A 25648-nucleotide genomic window follows, 5' to 3' on the forward strand; every position below is an offset into this window, starting at 1 on the left:
TGTATTTCTGATGATCAAGGCGTAAGCTTTCGGGTTATCCGAAGTACAAGCCCTGTTGGCAGAATACTTAACAGTTTCAGAGGCCAGATCAGCCGTTTGGGAAAATAAATTTCGAACGGCCCTTTCCAGAACTTTCGGGCAATACGTTCAGCCGCTTTATCTACAGGCATAAGAAACGGCATCCGGAACCTGTTTTTGCGGGTCATGGGTGTATCCACAAAACCGGGATTAATAATTCGCATGGCAATACCCAGTTTATGCAATTCCGGCTGGAAACTTTCTGCAAGATTTATCAGGGCTGCTTTGCTGGCACCATAAGCGCCACCACCGGGCATGCCCCGATAACCAGAGGGGCTGGTGGTAATAATAATCTGTCGGGGCTTCTGTTCGAGAGCATTCAGGCAGATATCCAGGCCGTTGGTGACGGTTTCTATGTTCAGGGAGAAGATACGGTTGGCAGCACTGGCGGAAAAGCATTTCAGCGGCATTGGCATATAAATAGCGGCGTTGTGGAGCACTGTATCAATGGAGCCAAGAATACTTTCCACCTGCTTGGCAGCCTGATGAAATTGTTCAATATTGGTGGCATCAAAGGGAACTGCTGTAATCTCTCCCGGTAAATCAATAGATTCTGCCGCCAGTTCCTGCAGTGGGCTGGAAGATCGGGCGCTGACAGCAATATGATGGCCTGATGCTGCAAGTTTTAAAGCAAGTGCACGGCCTATGCCTGTTCCGGCACCAATCAGCCAAGCTGTTTTTGTAGGAGTGTTCTCTGATGTTGTCATGCTTTTTATAGTTATATTCAGGGTGAACAGCTTCTAGCATAAGTGGTTATTGTGCTGATGAATATGTCTCTTAAGCCTGCAGCAGACTGGCAGCATATTTATAAAGGCTTATGTACTGTTCGGAAGATTCTACAAACATCTCACGACGTTGCCGCCGACCTTGGGCAATCAGTTCCTGAAGATCTCTTATCAGGTTTTCCTTATGCAATAGTCCGAGGTCATGCATTTTCTTAAGTGCAAAAGCGACCATCAGCATACCGGTTCGCCCCTTACCGAACTGACAGTGGATGATGCCAGGTCCTAAGGCTGGTATATCAAGTTCTTCCAGAGCGTTGACAAGGCAGCTGAGAATATAGGGGCTGACTGCAGACCTGGCTTTCAGATGTCTTACATTAAGGGCAGGGATTGCGAGCCTTGAGGTTTTGCTTTCGCTCAGGCTCAACTCTACAGCCCAGATTTGGGTCTCGCTGCATGGGTAATTTAACCGGGTAGACGAGTTAATTACGAAGGGCCCTCTGGGAAGAGTTTGATGCTTTTCCATAAATTGAGGCTTTAAATAATTAACTTTTCCCCCCAGACAAACAAGGTAAGTGGAATGCTGTAACAACAGATCAAAAAAAGACGGCAATGTTTCCTCTTGAGGTCCCGCAGCGGCAATTCCGTAAAACAGGACATGGTCACCAAGTTGGAGGGTAACGACGTTGGCATCCCAGATAGTTTGTGTATTTTCAATAATAATCCCTGGTGCTCGATGACACTTTTTGGGCAGTTCGGAGAACTGCTGCTCTAGCTCCTCTTTACTGACAGATTTCTGGTCCGTTCCAGAGTGGGTTTTTCCCGTGTCAGCTCTTTGAGGAGAGCTTTGGGGAGAGGGAAGCGTGGCATTTATGCTGGCAGGTTGCATGAGTTTTCTGTCTTTGTTCATCCAGAGATTAAGGAGATGAATTTAAGAATTGGACATCAGGATTTTATCTATTGCAGAAATCCCTGACAGCCTGGTCAGGCTGTTCAAAGCTGGTGGTGTGGAAAAGTACTGCTCTCAATGCCCATAAACCGGGAAAGAGGTTCTGGCATTCTATAAAGCAGAAAAGAAAAGGCCGCTCATTTGAGCGGCCTTTATGCTGTTAGTACAGAACCCGACAGCGGATGGTGCCTTCAATCTTACGCAGGGCGGCAATAGCTTCCGCACTGTGCTGGGCTTCCAGGTCGGTTACCACATAACCAACGCTTTCATTGGTCTGCAGATACTGGCCGCTGATATTGATGCCCATGTCGGAGTAGATATGGTTGATCTGTCCGAGAATGCCGGGAATATTGCGGTGTACGTGCAGAATCCGGTGACGGCCTTCATGGGCAGGCAGAGCGGCTTCCGGGAAGTTGACGGAGGACAGTGAGGTACCGTTATCGCTGTAACGAACCAGTTTGTCTGCCACTTCCTTACCAATGTTGGCCTGGGCTTCCAGGGTGCTTCCGCCGATATGGGGCGTCAGAATACAGTTGTCGAATTCCCGCAGGGGAGAGACAAACTCTTCATCGTTGGAGCGTGGCTCAACCGGAAATACGTCGATAGCTGCGCCAAGCAGGTGCTTGTCACGGAGGGAGGACGCCAGAGCATCAATATCAACAACGGTACCACGGGAAGCGTTGATCAGAATGCTGCCCTTTTTCATGGTGGCCAGCTCTTTCTCACCCATCATCCACTGGGTGGATGATGTTTCCGGAACATGCAGGGAAACAATATCGGAGGTAGACAGCAGTTCTTCCAGGGATGCTGCCTGGGAAGCGTTGCCCAGAGGCAGCTTGGTGATGGTGTCGTAGAAGGAGACTTTCATACCCAGGGACTCAGCCAGTACGCTCAGCTGGGAACCTATGTTGCCGTAACCAATGATGCCGAGCTTCTTGCCACGGACTTCAAAGGAGTTGGTTGCGTTCTTGCGCCATACACCACGGTGAGCCTGTGCGCTCTTCTCGGGGATGCCGCGAGCCAGAAGAATAGCTTCTGCGAGAACCAGCTCGGCTACGGAGCGGGTATTGGAATAAGGCGCGTTAAATACGGCAATACCGTGTTCAGTAGCGGCAGCCAGGTCAACCTGGTTGGTACCAATACAGAAACAGCCGACAGCGATCAGCTTCTCGGCTGATTCAAAGATCTCACGGGTCAGTTGCGTCCGGGAACGAATACCCACGAAGTGGGCCTGTGAGATTCTTTCCTTCAGTTCTTCGTTGGGCAGAGAAGTCTTCAGGTAATCGATATTGTTATATCCGGCGGCCTGCAGTGAATCCACGGCAGACTGGTGCACGCCCTCAAGAAGCAAAAAGCGGATTTTGCTCTTGTCGAGTGAAGTTGTGGCCATGCTCACTTTATCCTGACAGCTTTAATGATTGTGCTTATGTGTACTCTTGTACATTTTAGCCCCCCGGCCCCTTAACCGGGACGGCAATACTAACACATAACAGGTGTTAAATACCTATGCTGTTGCGGCCATCAAAGGGGTTTACAGTAGAGTCTTTTTCTGCGGAAAACCTGATTCTTGCTGGTTTTATCTGACATTTGAAACCTGAATAGAAAAAGGGACCATCAAGATAAAGGCAGAAAAACAGGGGGTAAACGAATACAATGCACCGAGCCAGAACAGAATAGTAAAGAATAATGAACCAACAGCAGTTAACCGCCCAGCTAGAAGCCGCTGTCGCTCCGGCCCGTGTACTTACAGATGCAGATTCTCTGGTGCGGTACGGACGTGACTGGACACGCTTCCATGACCCCGCCCCTTTGGCTATTGTTCTGCCAGCTTCTATTGAAGAAGTTCAGGCCGTTGTGCATTTTGCCAATGAACATGACATCGGCCTGGTGCCATCCGGTGGCAGAACCGGGCTGAGCGCTGCAGGTGTTGCTATTCATGGGGAGATTGTTGTCGCATTCGACAGAATGAACACTATCAGCGACTTTAGTCCCATAGATCGTTCTGTTGTCTGCGGGCCGGGGGTGATTACCGGGCAGCTGCAGCAGTTCGCTGAAGAGCATGGACTGTTTTATCCGGTGGATTTCGCTTCCAGTGGCTCCAGTCAGATTGGCGGTAATATCTCTACCAATGCCGGTGGTATAAAAGTTATTCGCTATGGTATGACCCGGGACTGGGTTGCAGGCCTTAAGGTTGTAACCGGTACAGGTGAACTGCTGGAACTGAATAGTGGTCTGATAAAAAACAATACCGGTTACGATTTACGACAACTGTTTATTGGTGGCGAAGGCACTCTCGGCTTTATTGTTGAAGCCACCATGCGCCTTGCCCGTCCTCCTCAGGATCTGACGGTGCTCTTGCTGGGGGCGGAAAATATGTCCGGGGTGATGTCAATTCTGGAAACTTTCCAGCAGAAAATTGATCTCACTGCTTTTGAATTTTTCTCTGAAGATGCCCTCAGCAAAGTGGTTGAACATGCGGGTGTGCCCCGTCCCTTTGAAACGCCGGCACCTTTTTACGCATTACTGGAATTTGAGTGCAGCAGTGAAGCGATATCTGATACGGTAATGGAGCTGTTTGAGCATTGCATGGAGCAGGGCTGGGTGCTGGATGGCGTAATGAGTCAGAGTCTGGGTCAACTGCAGAACCTGTGGCGCTGCAGGGAAGATATTAGTGAAACTATTTCTCGCTGGACCCCCTATAAAAATGATATTTCAGTGGTTGTTTCAAAGGTTCCAGAGTTTCTGGCAGAGATTGATGCCATTGTGGCAAAAGAATATCCGGATTTTGAAGTTGTCTGGTTTGGCCATATTGGTGATGGCAACCTGCATCTGAATATTCTTAAGCCGGATGATCTGTCCCGTGAAGAGTTTCTCCAGCAGTGTAACCGTGTCAGCAAGTGGGTTTTTGAAGTTGTGCAGAAGTATGGTGGTTCCATATCTGCGGAACATGGAGTTGGCCTGTTGAAAAAAGATTACCTGACATACACCCGCAGTGAAGCGGAAGTGAATTTGATGTGGGGAATAAAAAAGGTTTTTGATCCCAGAGGGATTATGAACCCGGGGAAAGTCTTTGATCTGTAATTTTTAGCTTCTAATCTTCAAGGGGCTGAAGTGCAGAGAGTCTGTCGAGGTTCGATCGACAGGCTCATTTACAGAATAATTTAAATCCCGATATTGCTCATGGTGTTCATGATTTGTCGAATAACCTGGGAAATCGCGGGATGTTCCTCGGCAAATTTCAGCGCTTCTTTTTCCAGTTCTTCATTGAACGCTTCTTCTGGAATGGCTCCTTCGGCCTGGGCCAGGGCTATCTGCAGTTCGGTGGTGATTTGTTTGAGAGAGGCCGCTGTACATTCATCAACAGGCTGGCCTTCCAGTATGTCATGCAGTCTCTGGATGTGGGCCTGTAGTTGTTCACTCATGGCTATGCTCCATTATCAGCAGCTCTCCGCGCTGCTTTGCATGTTTATCATAGACCAGCAGGGTACTCTGTGAATAGCAAGAAGACAGTAAATAAGGGCATAGACACCACCTTGCCTGCAGGACATGTTTAATTATGAACACTGCCTGGTGGTATGGTATATGAATAGCGGAAGGCCGTGCTAAATATAAGGAATCGAAATATGGCTTATCAACACCAATGGGCAAACGGGGAAACGGTTAATCTTCCTATGGGTAAGGTTGTCTGTGTTGGCAGAAACTATGCGGAACATGCCCGGGAGCTGAACAACCCTGTTCCCGCAGAGCCTTTGTTGTTTATGAAGCCGGGGTCCGCGGTTACGCCGATGGAGCAGCCCATTCTCTTGTCAGACGACAAAGGCGGTGTTCACTATGAAGCTGAGATTGCGGTTTTAATGGGTGAGACACTGACTTCTGCCAATGAGAGCGAAGCCAGAAAGGCGCTTATTGGTGCAGGGCTGGCGCTTGACCTGACCTTAAGGGAGCTGCAAAGCAAACTGAAAGAGAAAGGCCACCCCTGGGAGAAAGCCAAGTGTTTTGACGGTTCCTGTCCGTTGTCGCTTTTTGTTCCGGCGGAGAGTATTGCCAGCTGGGAAGATATTTCTTTTCAGTTATCGATTAACGGGGAGCTGCGGCAGGATGGAAATGCCATGCGGATGTTGAATGGTATTATTCCTCTGGTCAGTTATATCAGCCACCACTTTACCCTTGAACCTGGAGATGTCATTTTGACCGGCACGCCCGCCGGTGTAGGGCGTCTTGAATCGGGTATGGAGTTGAAGTTGACTTTATCCCGACTGCTGGAAGCCGTCACCCGGGTTGAGTAGTTCAGCTGCTCAACATTGCCCAGACTTTGCTGCTTGCTTCGTTCCTGGCATGACTTTGGGTCAGATTGAGCAAAGGTTCCTGCCTGTTTTCGTTCAGGAACAGGGCAAGGGAATCAAGGGCGATATGGCTCAGACAGAATTCATAACAGGGTATGCCCGTCAGAGCCTCAAAGAACAGCGCCATGGAGGCCGGACGTACTATTCGACCATAGTCCATAACCGGGAACTTGTATGAAACCCGGTTTAAAGCTATCTGTGTTGTGGTGAATCTGGTGGGGAAATCAGCGGATTCTTCTGGTGCGGCGATTTTCGTCGATAGCGACGAATATAAATGTACCGTCTGTTACTTTGTGGGGTTCCAGGTCTGCCGGTGGACGAACCCAGACCTCAACATCAACATGAATAGAGCTGGCACCAATATTGGTGACATTGGTGTAGCAGCTGACCATATCACCCACTTCAATGGGTCTCATAAAGGTGAGCTGGTGGATGGAGACTGTAGCAACACGGCCTTTGGCTACTTTGCGGGCGGTGATTTCAGCGGCCATATCCATTTGAGAGACAACCCATCCCCCGAAAATATCATTGTCGGGATTTGTGTCCCGGGGCATGGCTGGAATTTGTAAGGTCAGTTCACCTTGGGGAGCCGGACTGAGGTCACTCTCAGGGCCATGTTCGTCATCAAGCTTTACGAAGTTCATCATCGCTTACCATATCGTTATTATTGTTCTCGGTTACGGCATATTAGAGTATCAATAACAGGGTATTCTGCTTTGGCCCGTATTACGAGAAAGAGTGTCTCGCATGCATCTGCGCATTGCTGCTGCGCGGATTATACAGTGGGCGCACTCTTCTGGTAAGGCGTTTCTTTTGATTCCGGAATATGGACGTTCGCTGACTTTTACCAACAGGAGAAATAAAAATATTTCTCCTGTCATCTTTCTGTCATATCTCTTACATATATTTTTCATCAAACAACTAGATACTGACTGCGCACTAAGCCATTACAGATGGGCGGATGAATACGAACAATGAAAAACCTGCCCGAACAGACAATAAACACTGGGAGCGAATAATGACATTTAAAGGTCTCGCAACTGCCCTGACTCTGGCCGCTGCCAGCGTCTCTTTCAGCGCCAGCGCCAGCAAGATTGACGCTGATATTCCTGCTTACTCCAAGGCAAGCGGCGTATCCGGTAACCTGTCCAGCGTTGGTTCCGATACCCTGGCCAACCTGATGACCCTGTGGGCTGAAGACTTCAAGCGCACTTACCCCAACGTAAACATCCAGATTCAGGCTGCCGGTTCTTCTACTGCGCCGCCGGCCCTGACTGAAGGGACTTCTAACCTCGGCCCCATGAGTCGTAAGATGAAGGATAAGGAACTGGCTGCTTTCGAAAAGAAATTCGGCTACAAGCCCACTGCCGTTCCCGTTGCTATCGATGCCCTGGCCGTATTTGTAAACAAGGACAACCCCATCAAGGGCCTGACCATGGCTCAGGTTGACGCTATTTTCTCCTCCACGCTGAAGTGTGGTGGCGACAAGGCTATCAACACCTGGGGCGGCGCTGGTCTGACTGGTCCCTGGGCTGGCCGCGACGTACAGCTGTACGGTCGTAACTCTGTATCCGGCACCTACGGCTACTTCAAGAAAAAGGCTCTGTGTAAGGGTGATTACAAGAACAATGTAAACGAACAGCCTGGTTCCGCTTCTGTTGTTCAGTCCGTATCCGCTTCCCTGAACGGCATTGGCTACTCCGGTATCGGTTACAAGACTTCCAGCGTTCGTACTGTACCTCTGACCAAGAAGGCCGGTACTCCTTTCGTTGAAGCTAACCCCGCTAACGCTGTAAACGGCACTTATCCGCTGGCTCGCTTCCTGTATGTATACGTGAACAAGCAGCCCAACAAGCCTCTGGCTCCCATTGAGCGTGAATTCCTGAAGATGGTTCTCTCTCAGCAGGGTCAGGAAGTTGTTGTTAAGGACGGCTACATTCCTCTTCCTTCCAAGGTTGTTGAGAAGCAGTTGAGCGCTCTGGGTCTGTAAGACCGACAGAGCCTGGCGCAGGGAAGCGCCACTTCTGACTAACGCCCGCATTACTGATGCGGGCGTTTTTTATTGTCTTTATATAGGTAGCCGAAGCGCTGTTTCCAGCTGAAATAAAGGGATTTTGCAGTTTCTGGCAGCTGGATTTTATAAAGATGACATAGAAACATGATTGTTACAGATGTGTAATATTACTGTCATATTGCACGGGTATCGTTCGCACATACTAAGGACCGAACCGGCCAGACAATAACTCATGAGCGAACAAAGTATGCAATCGGCTCCGGACATCAGCTTTGATACGCCGGCTCTTCTGCGTTATCGCAACCTGCGGAAGCTGAAAGATCGCACAGCCCGTTACGGTATAGCTGTTGGTGGGTTAAGTGTTATAGCAGCCATTCTGCTGATCTTCTTTTACCTTCTTTATGAAGTTATTCCCCTGTTTCGTTCCGCAGAAGTGAATGAACAGTACCGTTACACTGTTCCCGTAACCAGTAATCAGAATTTCTACCTGGCCACAGAAGAACAGGCTGAAATTGGTCTGCAGATCAGTCAGGCTGGTCAGGCTGTTTTCTTTGATGCTGCCACCGGCAAAGAGCGTTTGAGCAGTCAGCTGCCGGTGCCTGCCGGTGTGACTGTGACATCCGTTTCTGAATCCGGCCCGGGCGACAACCTGCTGGTAGCCGGCCTGTCCAATGGCTCTGCGATTGTCTTTAAACACAAATACAAAACCACCTGGCCGAACGACCAGCGTCTTATTACTCCTTCTGTTTCCTATCCCTACGGCGAAGAAGCCATTTCCCTGGCTGAAGGCTTGCCTCTGGAGCAGGTGGCTGTTCAGGATTCAGAAGAAAAATTGATGATTGCCGGTTCCAACGGCGGTCAGCTGTTCCTGGCCAGGTTTACCCGTGAAGTGGATTTCCTCACTGAAGAAGAGACTCTGGAGCGGGAATCTGTATCCATGCCGGTGATTGGCAGTGATATTCGCAAGCTGCTGATTGAGCCGGACCTGAAACATATGTACATCCTCTCCGGAAGTGATGCTCTGACCCAGATTGATATCAATTCTTCCCTGCCCTCTGTGGAAGACACCATTGTGCTTGTGGATGGTGCAGGCGAAGTGACAGATATTGAGTTCCTGCTGGGTGGAATCTCTCTTCTGGTGGGTGACAGTAACGGTAATATTACCCAGTGGTTCCAGGCCCGCGATGAGTCCGGCAAGAAGGTTCTGACCCGTATCCGCAGCTTTAAGCAGGGCAATGCCGCGATTACTCAGATTATACCTGAGCACCGTCGTAAAGGTTTCCTGGCTCTGGATGCCGATGGTGTACTTGGTCTGTACAACACAACTGCTGAACGTCAGGTTCTGACTGTTGATGTTTCTGATCGGACTGTAAATATGGCGGGTCTGGCCCCTCGGGGTAACGTGCTGTTATTGCAGTCAGGTAACGAGCTGGTGTCGTTCAAGGTTGAGAATGAACATCCGGAAGTGTCCTGGAGCGCGCTGTGGCACGAAGTCTGGTATGAGTCCTACGACGAGCCGGAGTTTATCTGGCAGTCCTCTGCATCTAACAATGATTTTGAACCTAAGCTGAGCCTGACGCCCCTGGCATTTGGTACTCTGAAAGCTGCGTTCTACGCTATGTTGCTGGCGGCGCCCCTGGCGATCTGTGGTGCGATCTACACCGCTTACTTTATGGCTCCGGTCATGCGTCGCAAGGTCAAGCCGGTTATCGAATTGATGGAAGCGCTGCCCACGGTCATCCTGGGCTTCCTGGCCGGTCTGTGGCTGGCACCGTTTATTGAAAATAATCTTCCGGCCATATTCAGCCTGTTGTTGCTGATGCCGGTGGGTATTCTGGTGTTCGCATTTTTCTGGGATCGCCTGCCTGTAGAAGTTCGCAGCCGTGTACCAGAAGGCTGGCAGGCACTGCTGCTGGTTCCGGTGATTCTGGCTGTTGGTTGGATCAGCCTGGCGATGAGCGGACCCCTGGAAGGCGCTTTCTTCGGTGGCGATATGCGCACCTGGATTACCCATGATCTCGGTATTCCTTACGACCAGCGTAACGCACTGGTGGTAGGTCTGGCGATGGGCTTTGCGGTTATCCCGACCATCTTCTCAATTGCTGAAGACGCTATTTTCAGTGTGCCCAAGCACCTGAGCTATGGCTCCCTGGCATTGGGTGCGACGCCCTGGCAGACCCTGACCAAAGTTGTGCTGCTGACAGCCAGCCCCGGCATTTTCTCCGCTTTGATGATTGGCATGGGGCGGGCAGTCGGTGAAACCATGATCGTACTGATGGCGACAGGTAATACGCCGATTATGGATGCCAATATTTTTGAAGGTATGCGAACACTGGCGGCTAATATCGCTGTAGAGATGCCTGAATCTGAAGTGGGCAGCTCCCATTTCCGTATTCTGTTCCTGGCGGCTCTGGTGCTGTTTGTTTTCACCTTTGTCGTTAACACCGTGGCTGAGCTGGTTCGTCACCGGCTGCGTCAGAAGTACAGCTCCCTTTAATGGCCTGCGCCCTGCACTTATAAAGAATAGAGTGACGGTATAAAGAACGATGAAAATATCTGTCGGAAACTGGTTCAAAAGTGGGTCGCCGTGGGTCTGGATGAATGCCGGCGCGGTGGCTGTGAGCCTGATTATGGTGATCGGCCTTCTGGCCCTGATCGCCGTGCGTGGGCTGGGCCACTTCTGGCCCTCCTCCATCATGGTTGCGGAGTACACGATTCCCGGTCAGTCCACTGTGACTGTTATGGGGCAGCTGGCGGATGAGGAAGAAATTCCTACCCAACGCCTTATTGATGCGGGTTTCAGCAATCTGAAACCGGATGAACTTGTAACCCGCAAGCTGATTAAAGTGGGTAATCGTGATGTTTCCGGAAGCGATTTTGCCTGGGTTGTTGAGCCCTGGCTGGAGAATATTAAATATCCTGAAAATGCTATCGCTCTTGAACGACGGGAGTGGGGTAACTTCTACGGTTACCTGAACGAAGTACGTAACAACGGTGCTGTTGTCGCCAGCGGTACAGAAGCCTGGGCTGCCCTGAATGCCAGCATTGAGCGTGCCCTGGATATCTACAGCCAGATTTATGAAATCGAAAAAGGCGACATTGGTGCGATTAACAGCAAACTGGAGCGTCTGCGTCTGAAGCAGCGTGGCCTGGAGCTGCGAGACAAGGCCACCCCTGAAGCTCTGGCGGATATTGAAGCTCGCAGAGCTGAGTTGGATGCTGAGTACAAGGTTCTGGAGAAAGAGCTGGGCGATCTTTATGTCGCATTCACCCGGGACAGTATTCTGGCCCGTACCGTTGAAGGCAAAGACGTTGAAATTAATGTTTCCAAGATCGTGCGGGCGTATCAACCTAATGGCATGAGTACTGGTGGCAAGATCGCTTTCTACGGTAGCAAAATTTGGGAATTCGTTGCTGACGACCCCCGTGAGGCCAACACCGAAGGTGGTATCTTCCCTGCGATTTTCGGTACCGTGATGATGGTTATCATCATGTCTGTGATCGTAACCCCCTTTGGTGTGATCGCGGCTGTTTACCTCCGTGAATATGCCCGCCAGGGGTTCACCACTCGGGTGATTCGTATCGCGGTAAACAACCTGGCCGGTGTGCCTTCCATTGTTTACGGTGTGTTTGGTCTGGGCTTCTTTGTTTACTTCCTGGGAGGCCAGATGGACGCCATGTTCTTCCCGGAAGCTCTGCCTGCGCCCACCTTTGGTACTCCTGGGCTGATGTGGGCCTCCATTACTCTGGCTCTGTTGACTCTGCCGGTGGTGATTGTTGCTACGGAAGAAGGCCTGTCTCGTATTCCCAGCTCTGTCCGTGAAGGCAGTCTGGCTCTTGGCGCGACCAAAGCAGAAACCCTGTGGCGTGTGGTACTGCCCATGTCCAGCCCGGCCATGATGACTGGCCTGATTCTGGCGGTAGCCCGTGCCGCAGGTGAAGTTGCGCCTCTGATGCTGGTGGGTGTGGTAAAGCTTGCGCCGAGCCTGCCTCTGGACGGAAACTATCCGTTCCTGCATCTTGACCAGAAATTTATGCACCTGGGCTTCCATATTTATGATGTGGGCTTCCAGAGTCCGAATGTTGAAGCAGCCCGTCCGCTGGTTTATGCCACGGCCCTGCTGCTGGTGATTGTTATTGCGGCGCTGAACCTCTCAGCCGTCTCGATTCGTAATCATCTGCGTGAGAAGTACAAGTCTCTCGAAGTGTAATTAACAGAAAGTTAAGGTAGTTCTGGGCCAGGAGTGTCCGGGCTGAAAATAATAAAGGAGATGGCTGACGCGCTGATGCTGTCAGCCATCTGGAAAGAATCAGACGACTGGAAGGCCAACCATGAGTGAAACACTGGCTATAGCTCCGGAAGAGACAAAGGTGGAACCAATGGAAACTACCCGCAATGACCGCGAGAGTGACTCCAGGAGCCACGGTATAAGCCTCGATCAGCTCGGCCGCGGCCGGCAGAAGATGGTTTTGGAAGAAGAAGAGACCTGTCTTGAGATTCAGGGCCTGAATCTTTACTACGGTGAGAAGCAGGCGCTGTTCGGTGTGAATATGCCGATTCCCAAGAAGCGTGTAACCGCTTTTATCGGTCCTTCAGGTTGTGGTAAATCAACACTGCTGCGTAGCCTGAACCGTATGAACGACCTGGTGGAAAGCTGCCGTATTGAAGGCAAGGTTTTGCATGACGGCGAAGATATTTACCGCCGGGGTATTGATGTTTCGGATCTGCGGCGTCGGGTGGGCATGGTGTTCCAGAAACCCAACCCCTTCCCGAAAAGTATTTATGAAAACGTAGCCTATGGTCTGCGTATTCAGGGAATCAACAAGAAGCGCGTTCTTGATGAGACTGTTGAGTGGGCACTGAAAGGTGCGGCTCTCTGGGAAGAAGTGAAAGATCGTCTGCACGACAGCGCACTGGGACTTTCCGGTGGTCAGCAGCAGCGTCTGGTTATTGCCCGGACTATCGCAGTAAAACCTGAAGTTCTGCTTCTGGATGAGCCAGCTTCTGCACTGGACCCGATTTCAACCCTGAAAATTGAAGAACTGATTAACGAACTGAAGGAACGGTTCACCATCGTAATTGTTACCCATAATATGCAGCAGGCGGCACGTGTTTCTGATTACACCGCTTTCATGTACATGGGACAATTGATTGAATTTGGCGACACCGACACCATTTTCACTAATCCTCGTGAGAAGAAAACTGAGGATTACATCACCGGCCGCTACGGTTAACAGGCTAAGGAAAATATTATGCCAGTTGATATGAATTCAGACCTGAATCAGCACATCTCCCAGCAGTTCAATTCTGAGCTGGAAGAGTTGCGCAGTCAGCTGCTGGCTATGGGCGGTGCGGTTGAGAAACAGGTTTCTGATGCTATTGAGTCCCTGATTGAAGCGGACAGCGACCTGGCCCTGAGCGTAAGGGCCAAGGATGACGATGTGAACTACATGGAAGTCTCCATCGATGAAGAAGCTGCCCGTATCCTGGCTCGCCGCCAGCCCGCTGCTTCTGACCTGCGTCTGGTTATCGCCTGCACCAAGGCTTCTACCGATCTTGAGCGTATTGGTGATGAAGCTGCCAAGATCGCCCGTTTCTCCATGGAGCTGGCGGAGCATGGTGAATCACCCCGCGGTTATATCGAAGCCCGTCATATTGGTACCCATGTGCGTAAAATGGTACAGGATGCCCTGAACGCTTTTGCCCGCTTCGACGCTGATATGGCTCTGGCCGTAGCCCAGGAAGACAAGAGCGTTGACCGCGAGTACCGTTCCGCCATGCGTGAGCTGGTGACTTACATGATGGAAGATCCCCGTTCTATTACCCGGGTTCTGAACATTATGTGGGTGCTGCGTTCCCTGGAGCGCATTGGTGACCATGCCCGCAATATTGCCGAGTATGTAATTTATCTGGTGAAAGGTACCGACGTGCGCCATATTGGCCTGAAGCGGATGAAAGCAGAAGTATTTGAAAAGCATACGACTGAATCCTGACAGTTTGTCTGGCGGTGCCTTTTGAGGTGCCGCCAGCCATTTCTCGTTCCTGTTATAAAAACCTGATTGCAACCTGCTCATAACAGCAGCTGTAAGCGATATATTCTATTGCCTTTCCCGAGCTGGCCAGAAACTCCTCCAGCGCCTTTTTCTCGTGTTTTTCGTACCCTGAATAGTTATAAAACTCATCAAATAGTACGATTGAACCTTTTACCAGACGATGGGCAATGGCATTGAAGGCATCCATTGTTGATTGGTAGATATCGCAATCTATATGGAGAAAAGCAATGGGCTGTTCCTTTAGGATTTCCCCGGAGAAAACAGGGAGTGCCTCATGAAACACGCCCTTGTCCAGACATCAGACAAGCTTGAGTTGGTTTGCCAGTAACGGCATTGCTGAAAAAATTACCGCGATTGGTAACGCACAGAATGACAGTGTTTATTAGTTATGACGTTTATAACTATGATGTGTTCGACAAAACACTGTTGTTTAACCTATCCCGGGAGCTGCCGGGGATAGCTACCGGGCGTGCTGGCTTTCCCGCGTTAAAAACGCCAGCAGTTCCTCCTGTCGTTCCACCAGCTGATGGCTTTTACCATCCATATTGAGCAGGTTAAGCACGTCCAGCAGTTCCTCCCCGTCAGGGTAGAAATGCTTTCCCGACCCTAATAGCCCGGCATCATCAATGCCGAAAAAACGGGCAACATCCCGCCATTGGCTGGCATGACTCTGCAACAGTTCAACCGAGATACGGTGGAAGTCAGAACCATAAACAACCGGCCTGGGAGGAACGGCCCCAGGCCCGGCATGAACCCGGTCCGGGTCAAGAAAATCTGGCAGCGACCGGAGCACCCGGTGGTAGCCATAGGCCCGGGCAGTCTGCACGATTTGGCCAATAGTGGGGCTATAGCCTGCCTTAAGCTCCTTCAACATCAAATAAAAACAGTTTTTTGCGTGCTTGTAATAATTATCCTGACTGATCTTTTTCAGATCTGCATAAGGCAACCCGAGAATATGCCCCAGGCTCATCCAGTCAGCCGTTGGCTCAAGCAATGGGATATGTTCGTTATGGAGCCGGCTGTTAGAAGAGGTGGTAACCATCTGCAACATGTTAAAATCCCAGGGGGGTATATCAGGCCGTGGCAGGGGCTGGGTTCCGGGAAACAATTCCAGCAACTGCTCAATAGCATCCGGTAAACCCAACGTCTGAAGAGCCTGGAGAAAATAGCCCGGAGCCAGCAAACCCTGCTCTTCCAGCATATGAAAAAACAGCCAGGGGAAATCCTGCTGATGCTCACCATAAACGGCAAACTGCCAGGGATGTGACAGCTCCAGAGCCTCCGCTAACTGGTCAAGATGAGGCTTATCATAGTGACCAAACAGGGCGTCTATCTGGTCACTCTCCAGAGTTGCGCCTTCAGTAGTTGTACTTTCTTTAGCTGCCTCCTCTGGTACAGCCGGATCTTTATAACAACCAGCCAGATAACAGGGCCTGTTTATAGCTGGATGACGAAACAGTTGTTCCAGCCTGCGGCGCGACAACGGCCCGGCTTGAGAGAGCATCAATAAACGAATCATCCCTATCTTGAACTGCTCGTCTACCTGAAGCTTATCTACGTCAGGGAGAGTCATGCCCAGGGCAAGCCCCAGCTGCAACGTATCTATTCCGGCATCACTAATCACCTTGTGTGCCACCAGCAGGCTTAGTGGTTCATCTGGCGCACTGTTCCTGAATTGTTCTAACAGGTTTTCCGGGTCGACCACCGGGATGGGCAGTTGCCACTCCATGGCCAGTTTCTCTGTCAGGTAATGTTCTCCAATCACCGCAAGGGCCTCAATAACAGCCTGTTTATTCAACTTATTTTCCTGGCTGGCTATTGCAAGTACACCTTGCCGGAAGGCATCGGTTCTGGTGCGTGAGAGACTCTTTATCTGTGAAAATTCAAGCCCCAGAGCCAGAGCAAGTCTGATAATTGTTTCGTCAGTCGACAGGTCGAACAGGGCATGATCGTAGAAGTAGACAGCGGCTTCGTGGTTGGTATCTTTGTCCTGCAACACTCGCTGCCATCTATGGTGACCCCAATCTTGCAGCTGTTCAACCATAGAGCTGAGAGGTGTATTTTGCGAAACCTGTACAGCAGGTTCCAGATTTCTGGCCAAAGCAACAGTTTGGGTAATATCCTCGCTCTGTGACCTGTACGGATGGCTGAAGATGGTATCCAGATTCTGGCATAGCTTACTGGCCTGCTTAAATATCGCCTGAATTTTCTCCTGGCTCTGCCCCAAAAGGGTGAAATCAAGCTCATCGTTATCCTGGCAGGCCTGCCTGAAATGCTGGTATTGCACAGCATCTACCACATAATCCTGCAGATATTTCATATTCTCCTCAAAGTTATTGCAGTAGCATAGCCGTCTCAGGTCTGGCAAGATTTTTTGGGCTACCTCTATTTTCTGGACTGCCTCAGAATAATTATCCTGCTGCGCCAGCGTGACAACTTCTCTTACAACATCCTGCACCTTGTCTTGGAGTGCAATAGCGGGATTCGGGCCAAAAACGACAGGAGCCAGCATGGTATTAACGATGGCGCTCAATTTGTCAGTCACCCGCCGGACTCTAAGTGCGTGGTTATCTTTAAGCTTGTTATAAACAGCGCTCTGTACACGGTTAATATGGGGCAATGCGTGGTCACAGGCCTGCACATTGTGCCTTAGCCTGGGCCATGACGGACTTGGCTGGCCATCATGGCCTGCAGGCCTTCTGGGCGGGAGGGATATATCGGCTCCTGTTCGTTTCATCATCAGGCTTCCCTGCAACAATGCGATAAACACGGTATTCTCAAACAAGCTAGGGCAAACCGCCCTAACCAGACGGTCAGGCAGGCCGAAAAACTGACGGATTTCCATAACCCTTCATCAGATAAAACAGAGCCGAAAAGGCGAGTGACAGAATAACGACATTTATTTCCGGGCAATGTACGCCTCAGTCGGCTGTTGAGTACGGAGAGTGAGAAATAAAAACCGTTTTCAGTCAGCTTTGTTCCTACCCCTGAAATCACAACTTGCCTGATTAATGGCGGCTTTCTTTCATCCTCGGGACACTCTCTGATCAAGCTCCTAGTCTGATAGCAGGATTTCTGAAAGGTAGTTTGTCGGTCTTATGTCTGAATCAGCCGGCGCGTTTTCAAGGCCCCCTTCCGGTCAAGAGAGTAGTCAGGACTGGGCTATTCCCCGTGATGGCAGTACCCATCTTGACCCTCTGCTGGATTCCCTGGTTACCATCACCCGTATCCACGGCCGCCCCTGCAGTGCTGATGCCTTGAGGCATGGCCTTCCTCTTCAGGATGGCAAGCTGACCGCAGAGCTGTTTATTCGGGCTGCTGCCAGGGGGGGGTTCTCTGCCCGGCTGGTGAAAATTTCCCTTAAGAAAATCTCTAACCTTGTGACGCCGGTGGTTCTTCTGCTGAAAGACCGGCGGGCCTGCACCCTGGTGAGTGTTGACCGAAAAAAAGCCAGCGCACGGGTGATTCTGCCGGAATCCGGTACCGGAACCCGGGAAATCAGTCTGAATATGCTGGCCAAAGAGTATACCGGCCATAGCTTCTTTATTCGGGAAAAGTACCAGTATGATGAGCGAACGCCGGAATCCCTGAAGGTGCACTCCCGTCACTGGTTCTGGGGCACTATCACCAAGTCATGGCGCATCTACCGTGATGTTCTGATGGCATCTTTCCTGATTAATATTTTCGCCATTGCCAGCCCGTTATTTGTGATGAATGTGTATGACAGGGTTGTGCCAAATAATGCGATTGAAACCCTGTGGGTGTTGGCGGCAGGGGCATTTACCCTGTTTACCTTTGATGCCGCGTTAAAGCTGATGCGCAGCTACTTTATCGATCTGGCGGGAAAGAAGTCGGATATTCTGTTGTCGTCCCGTATTTTTGAGAAGGTGCTAGGGATTTCCATGGCTGCCCGGCCCCAGTCCGTGGGTTCCTTCTCCCGGAATATTCAGGAGTTTGAAAGTATCCGTGACTTTATTACCTCATCCACAGTTACGGTGCTGGTTGATTTGCCTTTCACGGTAATCATTCTGCTGGTTATAGGTTTTATTGGCGGGCCTCTGGCCATTGTTCCGGCCATTGCTGCTGTAATTATCGCAATTTATGGGTTTTTACTGCAGGCACCACTGCGTAAATCTGTTGATAAAACCATTCGCTCTTCCTCCCAGAAAAACGCCACCCTTATAGAGGTGATGACTAATATTGAGAGCCTGAAAGTGGCCAGAGCGGAGAGTGAACTGCAGGCCCGCTGGGAAAAGAATGTTGGTCATATCGCGAAATGGGGCATCCGCAGTAAATTGCTGTCTGCCTCTGCCGGAACCGTCGCTGCCTTTATTCAGCAGATGGTCACTGTAGTCATGGTGATTGGCGGTGTATACATGATTGCAGAAGGCGAATTGAGTATGGGAGGGTTGATTGCTGCCGTTATGCTCTCTGGCCGATGTCTGGCTCCCATGGGGCAGATTGCGGGTCTCTCTACCCGTTACAACCAGAGCAAGGCCGCCCTGCAGGCTCTGAACGATATTATGGAATTGCCCACAGACCGCCCGGAAGGGAAATCCTACGCTCACCGCCCGGTCTTAAAAGGCGATATTGAATTTGACCAGGTGAACTTCTCCTATCCCGGCCAGGAATTTAAAGCCCTGAATAATGTGAGTTTGAAGATTCAGGCTGGAGAAAAGGTCGGCATTATCGGCCGCATAGGATCAGGGAAAACCACCGTTGAGAAAATGCTGCTAGGGCTTTATCAACCCGGAGAAGGCGCTGTTCGTATAGATGGTGTTGATATACGGCAGATTAACCCTTCCGACCTGCGCCATAACATCGGTTGCGCACTCCAGGACAGTACCCTGATGTATGGAACCCTGAGGGACAATATTGCCTTGGGTGCCCGCTATATGGACGACAATGCTGTTTTACATGCTGCTGAAATATCCGGGGCAAAAGAGTTTGCTGACCGTCATCCGGAAGGTCTGGATATGCAGGTGGGAGAGCGGGGGAGCTGCCTATCCGGTGGACAGAGACAGAGTGTTGCTCTGGCCAGGGCCATGCTGATGGACGCTCCCATTATGGTTCTGGATGAACCCTGTAGCTCCATGGATAACACTACGGAAACCCGCCTGAGGGAAAACCTGCGAACCTACTGCAAAGACAGAACCCTGATACTTGTAACCCATAAAGCATCCATGCTGGAACTGATTGACCGGCTTGTGGTGATGGATCAGGGCAGGGTTGTGGCTGATGGCCCTAAAGAGCAGGTATTCGCGGCCCTGCGTGAAGGCAAGCTGAGGATTTCCTGATGAGTGATAAGCCTTCTGAGAAAAAGCCCGTTAGCAAAAAAACGGTGCCTCTTGACCCTAAGAGGGCTCGTAAAAAGCAAAGACCCCCGATTCCCAAAGGTGAAAAAGCCCCGGTTGCCCAGTTTCCTCCCGGCGGGCGCGCAGGAAAGGCTTCCGGCATTGAATTGGAGTATATGTCTGATGCTTCGGCTGCACTGCTGCTGAAATCCCCTCACGGCGGCCGAATGCTGATTCTACTGAGTTTTATGGCCATTATCATGGCTGTGCTCTGGGCCAGCTGGGCAGAAGTGGATGAAATTACCCAGGGTGATGGCAAGGTTGTCCCCTCGTCAAGATTACAGGTTGTACAGAATCTTGAAGGGGGAATCCTGAAAGAACTTCTGGTTCGTGAAGGCGACAGGGTTGAACAGGGACAGCCTCTGATGCAGTTAGACGACATCAGTTTTAATTCGTCGTTTAAAGAATCTGAGGTGGAGTACTTCAGTGTTCTGGCGGCAATGGCCCGTTTAAGAGCGGAAACAGAAGACAGGTCTCTGGTATTTCCCGATGAAGTGCGTGTTTACCCGGATATTGTTCACGGGGAACGTCAGCTTTTCAAAGGTCGCCGTGAAGGCCTGGAAGCGGAACTGGCCACTGTCAGTGAAAAAGTGCGTCAGAGTGAGCAGGAACTTCGGGCAATGGAGACCCGAAGGGGGCACCTGAAACGCAGTTATGACCTGGGACTGAAAGAACTCTCCCTGACCCGTCCTCTGGCATTAAAAGGCGTTGTGTCGGAAGTGGAAATGATTCAGTTGGAACAACGGGTGAATGATCTGTTGTCTGAGTTGAATGAATCAGAACTGACCCTGCCCCGCCTGCAATCCACCATGCAGGAGCAGAAAAGCCGGGAGAGGGAGGTCAAGCTGAAATACCGTGAAGAAGCTCTGGAGCAACTCAGGGATCAGGAAGTCAGGCTGGCGCAGCTGTCTGAGAGCAGGAAGAGCTTGAAGGATCAGGTCAGTCGCCGTGAAGTCCGAGCACCTCTGGCGGGTATTGTTAAGAAAATTCACGTTACTACCCTTGGGGGTGTGGTTCAGCCGGGAATGGACTTGATTGAAATAGTGCCGGTTGAGGAAGCCTTGCTGGTGGAAGCAAAAATTAATCCCAAAGATGTAGCCTTTTTGCAGACAGGTGACCGGGCCATTGTAAAACTGACATCCTATGATTTTGCCATATACGGAGGCCTGAAAGGCGTAGTCGATCATATCAGCGCAGACACAATCACCGATGAAGAAGGGGAAAGCTTCTATCAGGTGCGTATCCGGACGGATAATAATCACCTTGGAACATCTGCAAATCCTCTGGAAATCATCCCCGGCATGCACGCCCAGGTGGATATTGTGACCGGCAGAAAAACCATACTCTCCTATCTGCTGAAACCCATTTTGAAAGCCCGTGACAACGCCCTGACAGAGCGTTAACCGACAAGGCATTCTTCGGCTTCCTGATAACGATTGGAAATATCCCGGTGAAGCGCTCATTCCCTATTTTCAGGAAGTGACTTGTCAGTGCTATCTAACCTTTAAATAAGCCCTGCCAGAGGGAACAGCAGGAATTCTGTACCCGGCAGGTGACTTCTCGAAGTTATGAGGTGAGAAGGATGCTCCAGCCAGAACCCACTAGCCAGTCCGCTGTTGTTGTCAGTATTGATGGTATCCTGAACGGACAGCTCCCCGATGGTTCCATTGTTGGCCATGTCCCCGGTGACGAGCTTGTTCCGGGTGAAATGCTGTTGTTAGCAGAAGGGACCACTGCGCAGATAAGAACAGAAGACGGAAGGCTGATTACTTTGCCTTCTGGCGTAAATATCTCTTTGGAAGACGCCATTGAAAGTGCTGCGATGGAAGAGACAACCAGAGAACAGGCTTCCGGTGATTCAGGGAGTACGGTTGCCGAGGTTGATGAGCCAACTGATAAAGAACCAAAGCTGGAAGTTGAGCCTGAACAGGGGGGGAACTCTGAACTTCACAGCTTTGGTGTGACACCGGTTTTAAATCCTGCGGTAGATTTTTTATCTCCTGGCCCTGCCCCACAGAGCTTTAGGCCACAGGCTGTTGCAGAAGAATCCAATAAGTTTGTTGCTGGCCAGGAAGCCAATGTTGATGTTGCTTTCCGTAATGTCAGTGGATATTCAGATGTTCAAATACAACCGTCACAGGTTGTAAATACACATCAGGATCAGTCATCAGCACCACAATTATCAGGCTCTTCATCCAATGTTGTGATTGCACCGGGAGGACAGTCTGTTGTTAATAATGCCCCACCGCCGCCATCCACAATGGATCTCGAGAATGACAATGGTGTTGTACGTGTTGGAGCGCAATTACAGAGCCAGGTCGGACTGTTAAGCAATGATGATGTTCCGGACGGTTCCAGAATCACCAGTATCAATGGCATCGCGATTGCTGAAGGGGGCCAGACTGTTGTTCAGGGAAAACTGGGAACTCTGACCGTATCTGCAAACGGAGAGTACAGCTACAACTCTTCAACCGCAGATATTCAGGATGAGATGATGGGCCAGTGGACATTTGATGTTCTGCACGGCGGAAGCACATTTATCGATACCGGCAGTGATAGCAGTGAAGATGAAAACCTGAGTAACTCCGGTGGACAGGTGGTGGCAGGTTTATCAGGCAATGCTCTTTCCGTAAGCAATGGGCAGTTCGCAACGACCACTGTGACCAATGAGTCCTCACCGGCAGAGGAAGATACAGATGCTCTGACAATGTCACTGGCATTCAAGATAGGCGACGGTAATGATCTTTCTGGCCGGCAGGTTATCTTCTCGAATTTTAATGAGATGACCGGAATTGTGGCCTATATCGATGAAGGTACTCTCTATGTGGGCGGTGTGCACCACACCCCCAGTTCTACATTTATGACTTTTGATCTGAGTACTACAGATACCAGCGCCTGGCACCATATAACCCTTACCCATAACGCAGATACCAATTCTCTTGCGGCTTATTTTGATGGCGAGCATATAAGTGGTTCCCCCAGTGGTCTGCCCAGTATTAATAATCAACCGGATTTTGAACTGACATTCGGTGCTTCCGTCGGGCAGATTATCTACCATGATGGCGCAAGCAGCGCGACCAATGGTTTTAATGGTCTGATTGATGAAGCCCGTTTTTACAGCAGAGAGCTGGAGTCCCATGAAGTTGCTGTGTTAGCCGCGAATCAGCTTGGTACAACACTGGAAGAGTCGTTCACTTACACGGTGACAGACCCGGATGGAAATACCAGTACAGCGGATCTGGATATCCTGTTGCAGGAGAACCATAACAGTCTGCCTGTTATTGAAGGGCAAACCCTGAACGTCGCCCATGCCCAGAGCGCGGCAGCTGTAACCATTCCATCCCTTGGGTTGCTAGGTAATGTCTCTGATGCTGATGGTGATAATGTCACGCTGGCCAATATTAATGGAACGAATATCGCCACTAACGGAACAACCAATATCTCCGGCCAGTACGGAACCCTGGTGGTGGCTGCGAACGGGACATACAGTTATGTGCCCCTGGAGTCAGCTTCCGGAGGGGGAACCGATACCTTTACCGTGGCAGTTTCCGATGGCATAGGGCAGAGTACAGCAACCCTCACGGTAAATGTTCTGGCAGCTGGTTTTGCCGGATATGACAGTGCCACGGTCTATGAATCTGAAGCGCCTGCTTCCATGTTCCTGATGTTTGACAAGGGTGGTAGACAGATTGTTGCCGTAGATTCTGAAACCGGCGTCAGCCACAGAATTTATGCAGGGAGCCACAATATAGTTGACCTTGCGATTGGTCCGAATAACACCATTTATGCGGCAACGGACGGGAAAATCCTGTCTGTTGATATTGAAGCAGGTACAGTTTCAACAGTGGTTTCCCATAATGTGTACTACACGCAAGGAATAACATTTGCTGATGATGGCACTTTATATGCCGTGAACAGACATGGCGGTTTTTACAGTATTGACCTGACCAATGGCACAACAACACTGCGCGGCCAGGTGTCTGGTACCCCTTCCGGAGGGATGACCTGGTATGAAGGGGAAGCTTATATGCTTATCTCCGCTGATGGAGGTTCCCTGAGAAAAATTGATCCTTCCACCGGCTCAGCAAGACTGGTAAGCGCGGGATTTGAAGACTTTACAAGTCTGGCTACAGTGGATGGAAAACTGGTCGGCGTAAAGGAAAATGGCTCTATATATGAGATAAATCCGGATACTGGAGCCATTACGCCAATGGCGGAAACCAGTACCGGGGAAGATGTTCTGGGCGCGGTTCAAATTGCCGATGGGCAGGCTTCCGGGAATATTATCAGCAATGATACCGGGGCCACCGGAGTCACCCAGGTGATGGGGGCTAATGGACAGAACACAGCCATTAATGAGAGTGGCGTGACTGTTATTCAAGGCGCTTTTGGTGAGCTGCGAATCAGCCAGGATGGTTCTTACTCTTACCATGTGGATAACAGCAAGCCGGCCTTTAATGAAATTAATGCTGGTGAAACAGCAAATGACCGTTTTGTATACACAGCAGTCAACGCAAACAATGAAACAGCCCAGAGTGTTCTAACGCTGTTCGTATCCGGAGCAACGGATGTTTCTGTGGCCACAGCCCCTGCATTCACTGGTGCCCTCAAGACTTACATTTTCGATGAGAACCAGGACAGCATGGGGGTTGCCTTCAGTTTTGATGCTGGCAGTAACCAGAAAATAACCGGAATCACCATCAGTGGTCACCAGAACGCTTCCCTGTCCTCACCAACTGAGTTGACTGATGCAGGATCAATAAACTCCTCGCATAATTCATGGTCCTGGTCAGCAACATCGGGCAATAATGCAGGATTGCAGGTTTATAACGGTGAAGGGCTGACCCTTGGTGATGTAAATAATGGTCTGTCCGGCAGCCTTCGTATTGAAGTGACTGTTACGGCTTACAACGATGATGGAACCCCTTCTGGCAGCTGGACGTCCACGGTGCCTATGGATGCCAGGATTCTCTATCTAGAGGATTCAGTCGTTGGAGATAACCATAACAATACTCTGAGCGGTACCGACCAGAATGACGCCATTATTGGCGGTGGGGGGAATGACATCCTGTCTGGCGGAGGAGGTATGGACGCATTTGCCTGGCAGACAGAGCACGTCGGAACCCCCGGGCAGGCTGCGGTGGACACTATTACTGACTTTTCCCTTGGCTCAACTGGTGATGTATTGAATTTGGCAGATTTGATACCGGAAGCGGTTGGTGCCACCAATCTTGATGAATACCTGAGTTTCAACTTTGATGGTGGCAATACCACCATTGATGTCAGCACCACAGCAGGTGGTGATACCGTTCAGCAGATTGTTCTTCAGGGGGTTGATCTGTCAGCCAACTATGGCACCACCGATGCTACCACTCTGATCAATAATCTCACCGATGATGGTAATTTAATGACTTGATCGGTTTGCCAGCCATTATCCTTCAAGGTCCAGGTGCTTATAATGGGGCCTTGTATCGGAACCCAGCAAAACAACGCCTGATGAAACGTTTACCTGATAGTCCTGATATTGTGCTGATTGGCACACCTTCCCTGTTTGATGTTCAACCAGTCGTTGAGCCGGACACCATTAAAAATGATGATTTCCAGCACAATATTGATGTGCTGATAGAGAGTCAGGCTCGCTTTAACGGCGTTGGCATTGCCGCTCCCCAGATAGGCTGGGCAGCGAGGGTGATGACTTTCGGAATTGCCAAACCCAACCCCCGCTATGCCGCTGCCGGTGTTCATCCCCTGGAATGCTGGATAAACCCGGAAATCATCTGGAGCAGTGACCAGATCTCGTGGGTTTGGGAAGGCTGCCTGTCTGTTCCTGGGTTCAGGGGTTGGATTGGGCGGCCTGCCGAGGTCGTGCTGAAAGGCCTGAATAGAGAGGGGCAGGAGCTGGAGAAGAAGCTGGATGGCTTTATGGCCCGGGTGGTTCAGCATGAACTGGATCATCTGGACGGTGTTCTGTTTCCACACCGGGTTGGCAGTCCTGAACGTATTGTCCCCATGCCCTGCTTTGATAACCAGGATAACTGGGCCGACGGATGGCCGACACCCGGTGCCCGCAAAACAAAACCGGGAGAAGTTTCTTCCCTACCTTAAGGCACCTTCTAAACTCAAAAGCGAGAGCC

The 25648-nt window shown here is 50.5% G+C and carries 19 protein-coding genes; 11 read left to right on the forward strand and 8 right to left on the reverse strand.

The genetic code is table 11. The features are described from left to right. Positions 1–14 precede the first annotated feature (14 nt). The 3 genes from ACY2RQ_RS03035 to serA form a co-directional block, all read right to left on the reverse strand. Entirely contained in the window at positions 15–785 is a 771-nt protein-coding gene (locus ACY2RQ_RS03035) for an SDR family NAD(P)-dependent oxidoreductase (RefSeq protein ID WP_490111482.1), read from the reverse strand. 70 nt (positions 786–855) lie between these two features. Further along, the gene (locus ACY2RQ_RS03040; protein ID WP_490111483.1) at positions 856–1689 is read right to left on the reverse strand and encodes a protein-tyrosine phosphatase family protein; all 834 of its coding nucleotides are present in this window, start codon (positions 1687–1689) and stop codon (positions 856–858) included. A 220-nt stretch (positions 1690–1909) separates the two neighbouring features. After that, positions 1910–3139, reverse strand: a complete 1230-nt coding sequence (serA, locus tag ACY2RQ_RS03045) for a phosphoglycerate dehydrogenase (RefSeq protein ID WP_490111484.1) — start codon at positions 3137–3139, stop codon at positions 1910–1912. A gap of 296 nt (positions 3140–3435) precedes the next feature. Here serA and ACY2RQ_RS03050 point away from each other — a divergent pair, with 296 nt between their 5' ends. Further along, the gene (locus ACY2RQ_RS03050; RefSeq protein WP_490111485.1) at positions 3436–4830 is read left to right on the forward strand and encodes an FAD-binding oxidoreductase; all 1395 of its coding nucleotides are present in this window, start codon (positions 3436–3438) and stop codon (positions 4828–4830) included. A gap of 80 nt (positions 4831–4910) precedes the next feature. On the opposite strand, the gene ACY2RQ_RS03055 is transcribed toward ACY2RQ_RS03050, so the two are convergent. Continuing rightward, on the reverse strand, positions 4911–5171 hold the full coding sequence (locus ACY2RQ_RS03055) for a DUF4404 family protein (RefSeq protein ID WP_490111486.1): 261 nt from the start codon (positions 5169–5171) through the stop codon (positions 4911–4913). Between the two features lie 201 nt (positions 5172–5372). Here ACY2RQ_RS03055 and ACY2RQ_RS03060 point away from each other — a divergent pair, with 201 nt between their 5' ends. Then, the gene (locus ACY2RQ_RS03060) at positions 5373–6035 is read left to right on the forward strand and encodes a fumarylacetoacetate hydrolase family protein (protein ID WP_490111487.1); all 663 of its coding nucleotides are present in this window, start codon (positions 5373–5375) and stop codon (positions 6033–6035) included. Position 6036: 1 nt separating this feature from the next. On the opposite strand, the gene ACY2RQ_RS03065 is transcribed toward ACY2RQ_RS03060, so the two are convergent. Together ACY2RQ_RS03065 and ACY2RQ_RS03070 are read right to left on the reverse strand one after the other, a co-directional pair. Further along, entirely contained in the window at positions 6037–6252 is a 216-nt protein-coding gene (locus ACY2RQ_RS03065; protein ID WP_490111488.1) for a hypothetical protein, read from the reverse strand. Positions 6253–6316: 64 nt separating this feature from the next. Next, positions 6317–6739: an acyl-CoA thioesterase gene (locus ACY2RQ_RS03070; RefSeq protein WP_490111489.1), complete on the reverse strand. Its 423-nt coding sequence runs from the start codon at positions 6737–6739 to the stop codon at positions 6317–6319. A gap of 371 nt (positions 6740–7110) precedes the next feature. Between ACY2RQ_RS03070 and ACY2RQ_RS03075 the strand changes: the two genes are divergently transcribed. The 5 genes from ACY2RQ_RS03075 (at position 7111) to phoU (ending at position 14100) form a co-directional block, all read left to right on the forward strand. Then, positions 7111–8082, forward strand: a complete 972-nt coding sequence (locus ACY2RQ_RS03075; RefSeq protein WP_490111570.1) for a PstS family phosphate ABC transporter substrate-binding protein — start codon at positions 7111–7113, stop codon at positions 8080–8082. Between the two features lie 256 nt (positions 8083–8338). Further along, positions 8339–10603 (forward strand): ABC transporter permease subunit, encoded by a 2265-nt coding sequence (locus tag ACY2RQ_RS03080; protein ID WP_490111490.1) that lies wholly within the window; start codon positions 8339–8341, stop codon positions 10601–10603. 49 nt (positions 10604–10652) lie between these two features. Beyond that, positions 10653–12317, forward strand: a complete 1665-nt coding sequence (pstA, locus tag ACY2RQ_RS03085) for a phosphate ABC transporter permease PstA (RefSeq protein WP_490111491.1) — start codon at positions 10653–10655, stop codon at positions 12315–12317. 253 nt (positions 12318–12570) lie between these two features. Beyond that, positions 12571–13341: a phosphate ABC transporter ATP-binding protein PstB gene (gene pstB / locus ACY2RQ_RS03090; RefSeq protein ID WP_490111571.1), complete on the forward strand. Its 771-nt coding sequence runs from the start codon at positions 12571–12573 to the stop codon at positions 13339–13341. Between the two features lie 18 nt (positions 13342–13359). After that, on the forward strand, positions 13360–14100 hold the full coding sequence (gene phoU / locus ACY2RQ_RS03095) for a phosphate signaling complex protein PhoU (protein ID WP_490111492.1): 741 nt from the start codon (positions 13360–13362) through the stop codon (positions 14098–14100). 52 nt (positions 14101–14152) lie between these two features. Here phoU and ACY2RQ_RS03100 read toward each other — a convergent pair whose 3' ends face one another. Both ACY2RQ_RS03100 and ACY2RQ_RS03105 read right to left on the reverse strand, forming a co-directional pair. Then, positions 14153–14443, reverse strand: a complete 291-nt coding sequence (locus tag ACY2RQ_RS03100; protein WP_490111493.1) for a TylF/MycF/NovP-related O-methyltransferase — start codon at positions 14441–14443, stop codon at positions 14153–14155. Positions 14444–14620: 177 nt separating this feature from the next. Beyond that, entirely contained in the window at positions 14621–16900 is a 2280-nt protein-coding gene (locus ACY2RQ_RS03105) for a hypothetical protein (protein WP_490111494.1), read from the reverse strand. A gap of 358 nt (positions 16901–17258) precedes the next feature. On the opposite strand from ACY2RQ_RS03105, the gene ACY2RQ_RS03110 reads away from it, so the two are divergent. From ACY2RQ_RS03110 to def, 4 genes are all read left to right on the forward strand, one after another. Further along, a complete protein-coding gene (locus tag ACY2RQ_RS03110) occupies positions 17259–19457 on the forward strand; it encodes a type I secretion system permease/ATPase (RefSeq protein ID WP_490111495.1) in 2199 nt (732 codons plus the stop codon). Further along, positions 19457–20917 (forward strand): HlyD family type I secretion periplasmic adaptor subunit, encoded by a 1461-nt coding sequence (locus ACY2RQ_RS03115; protein WP_490111496.1) that lies wholly within the window; start codon positions 19457–19459, stop codon positions 20915–20917. Before ACY2RQ_RS03110 ends, ACY2RQ_RS03115 begins: the two co-directional genes overlap by 1 nt. Positions 20918–21096: 179 nt before the next feature. Then, positions 21097–24930, forward strand: coding sequence for a cadherin-like domain-containing protein (locus ACY2RQ_RS03120; RefSeq protein WP_490111497.1), 3834 nt, complete (start codon positions 21097–21099; stop codon positions 24928–24930). Positions 24931–25010: 80 nt separating this feature from the next. Further along, positions 25011–25619, forward strand: a complete 609-nt coding sequence (gene def, locus ACY2RQ_RS03125) for a peptide deformylase (RefSeq protein WP_490111498.1) — start codon at positions 25011–25013, stop codon at positions 25617–25619. Positions 25620–25648: the final 29 nt, after the last annotated feature.

It is taken from the genome of Parendozoicomonas sp. 209JJ7-1 (assembly GCF_058147085.1).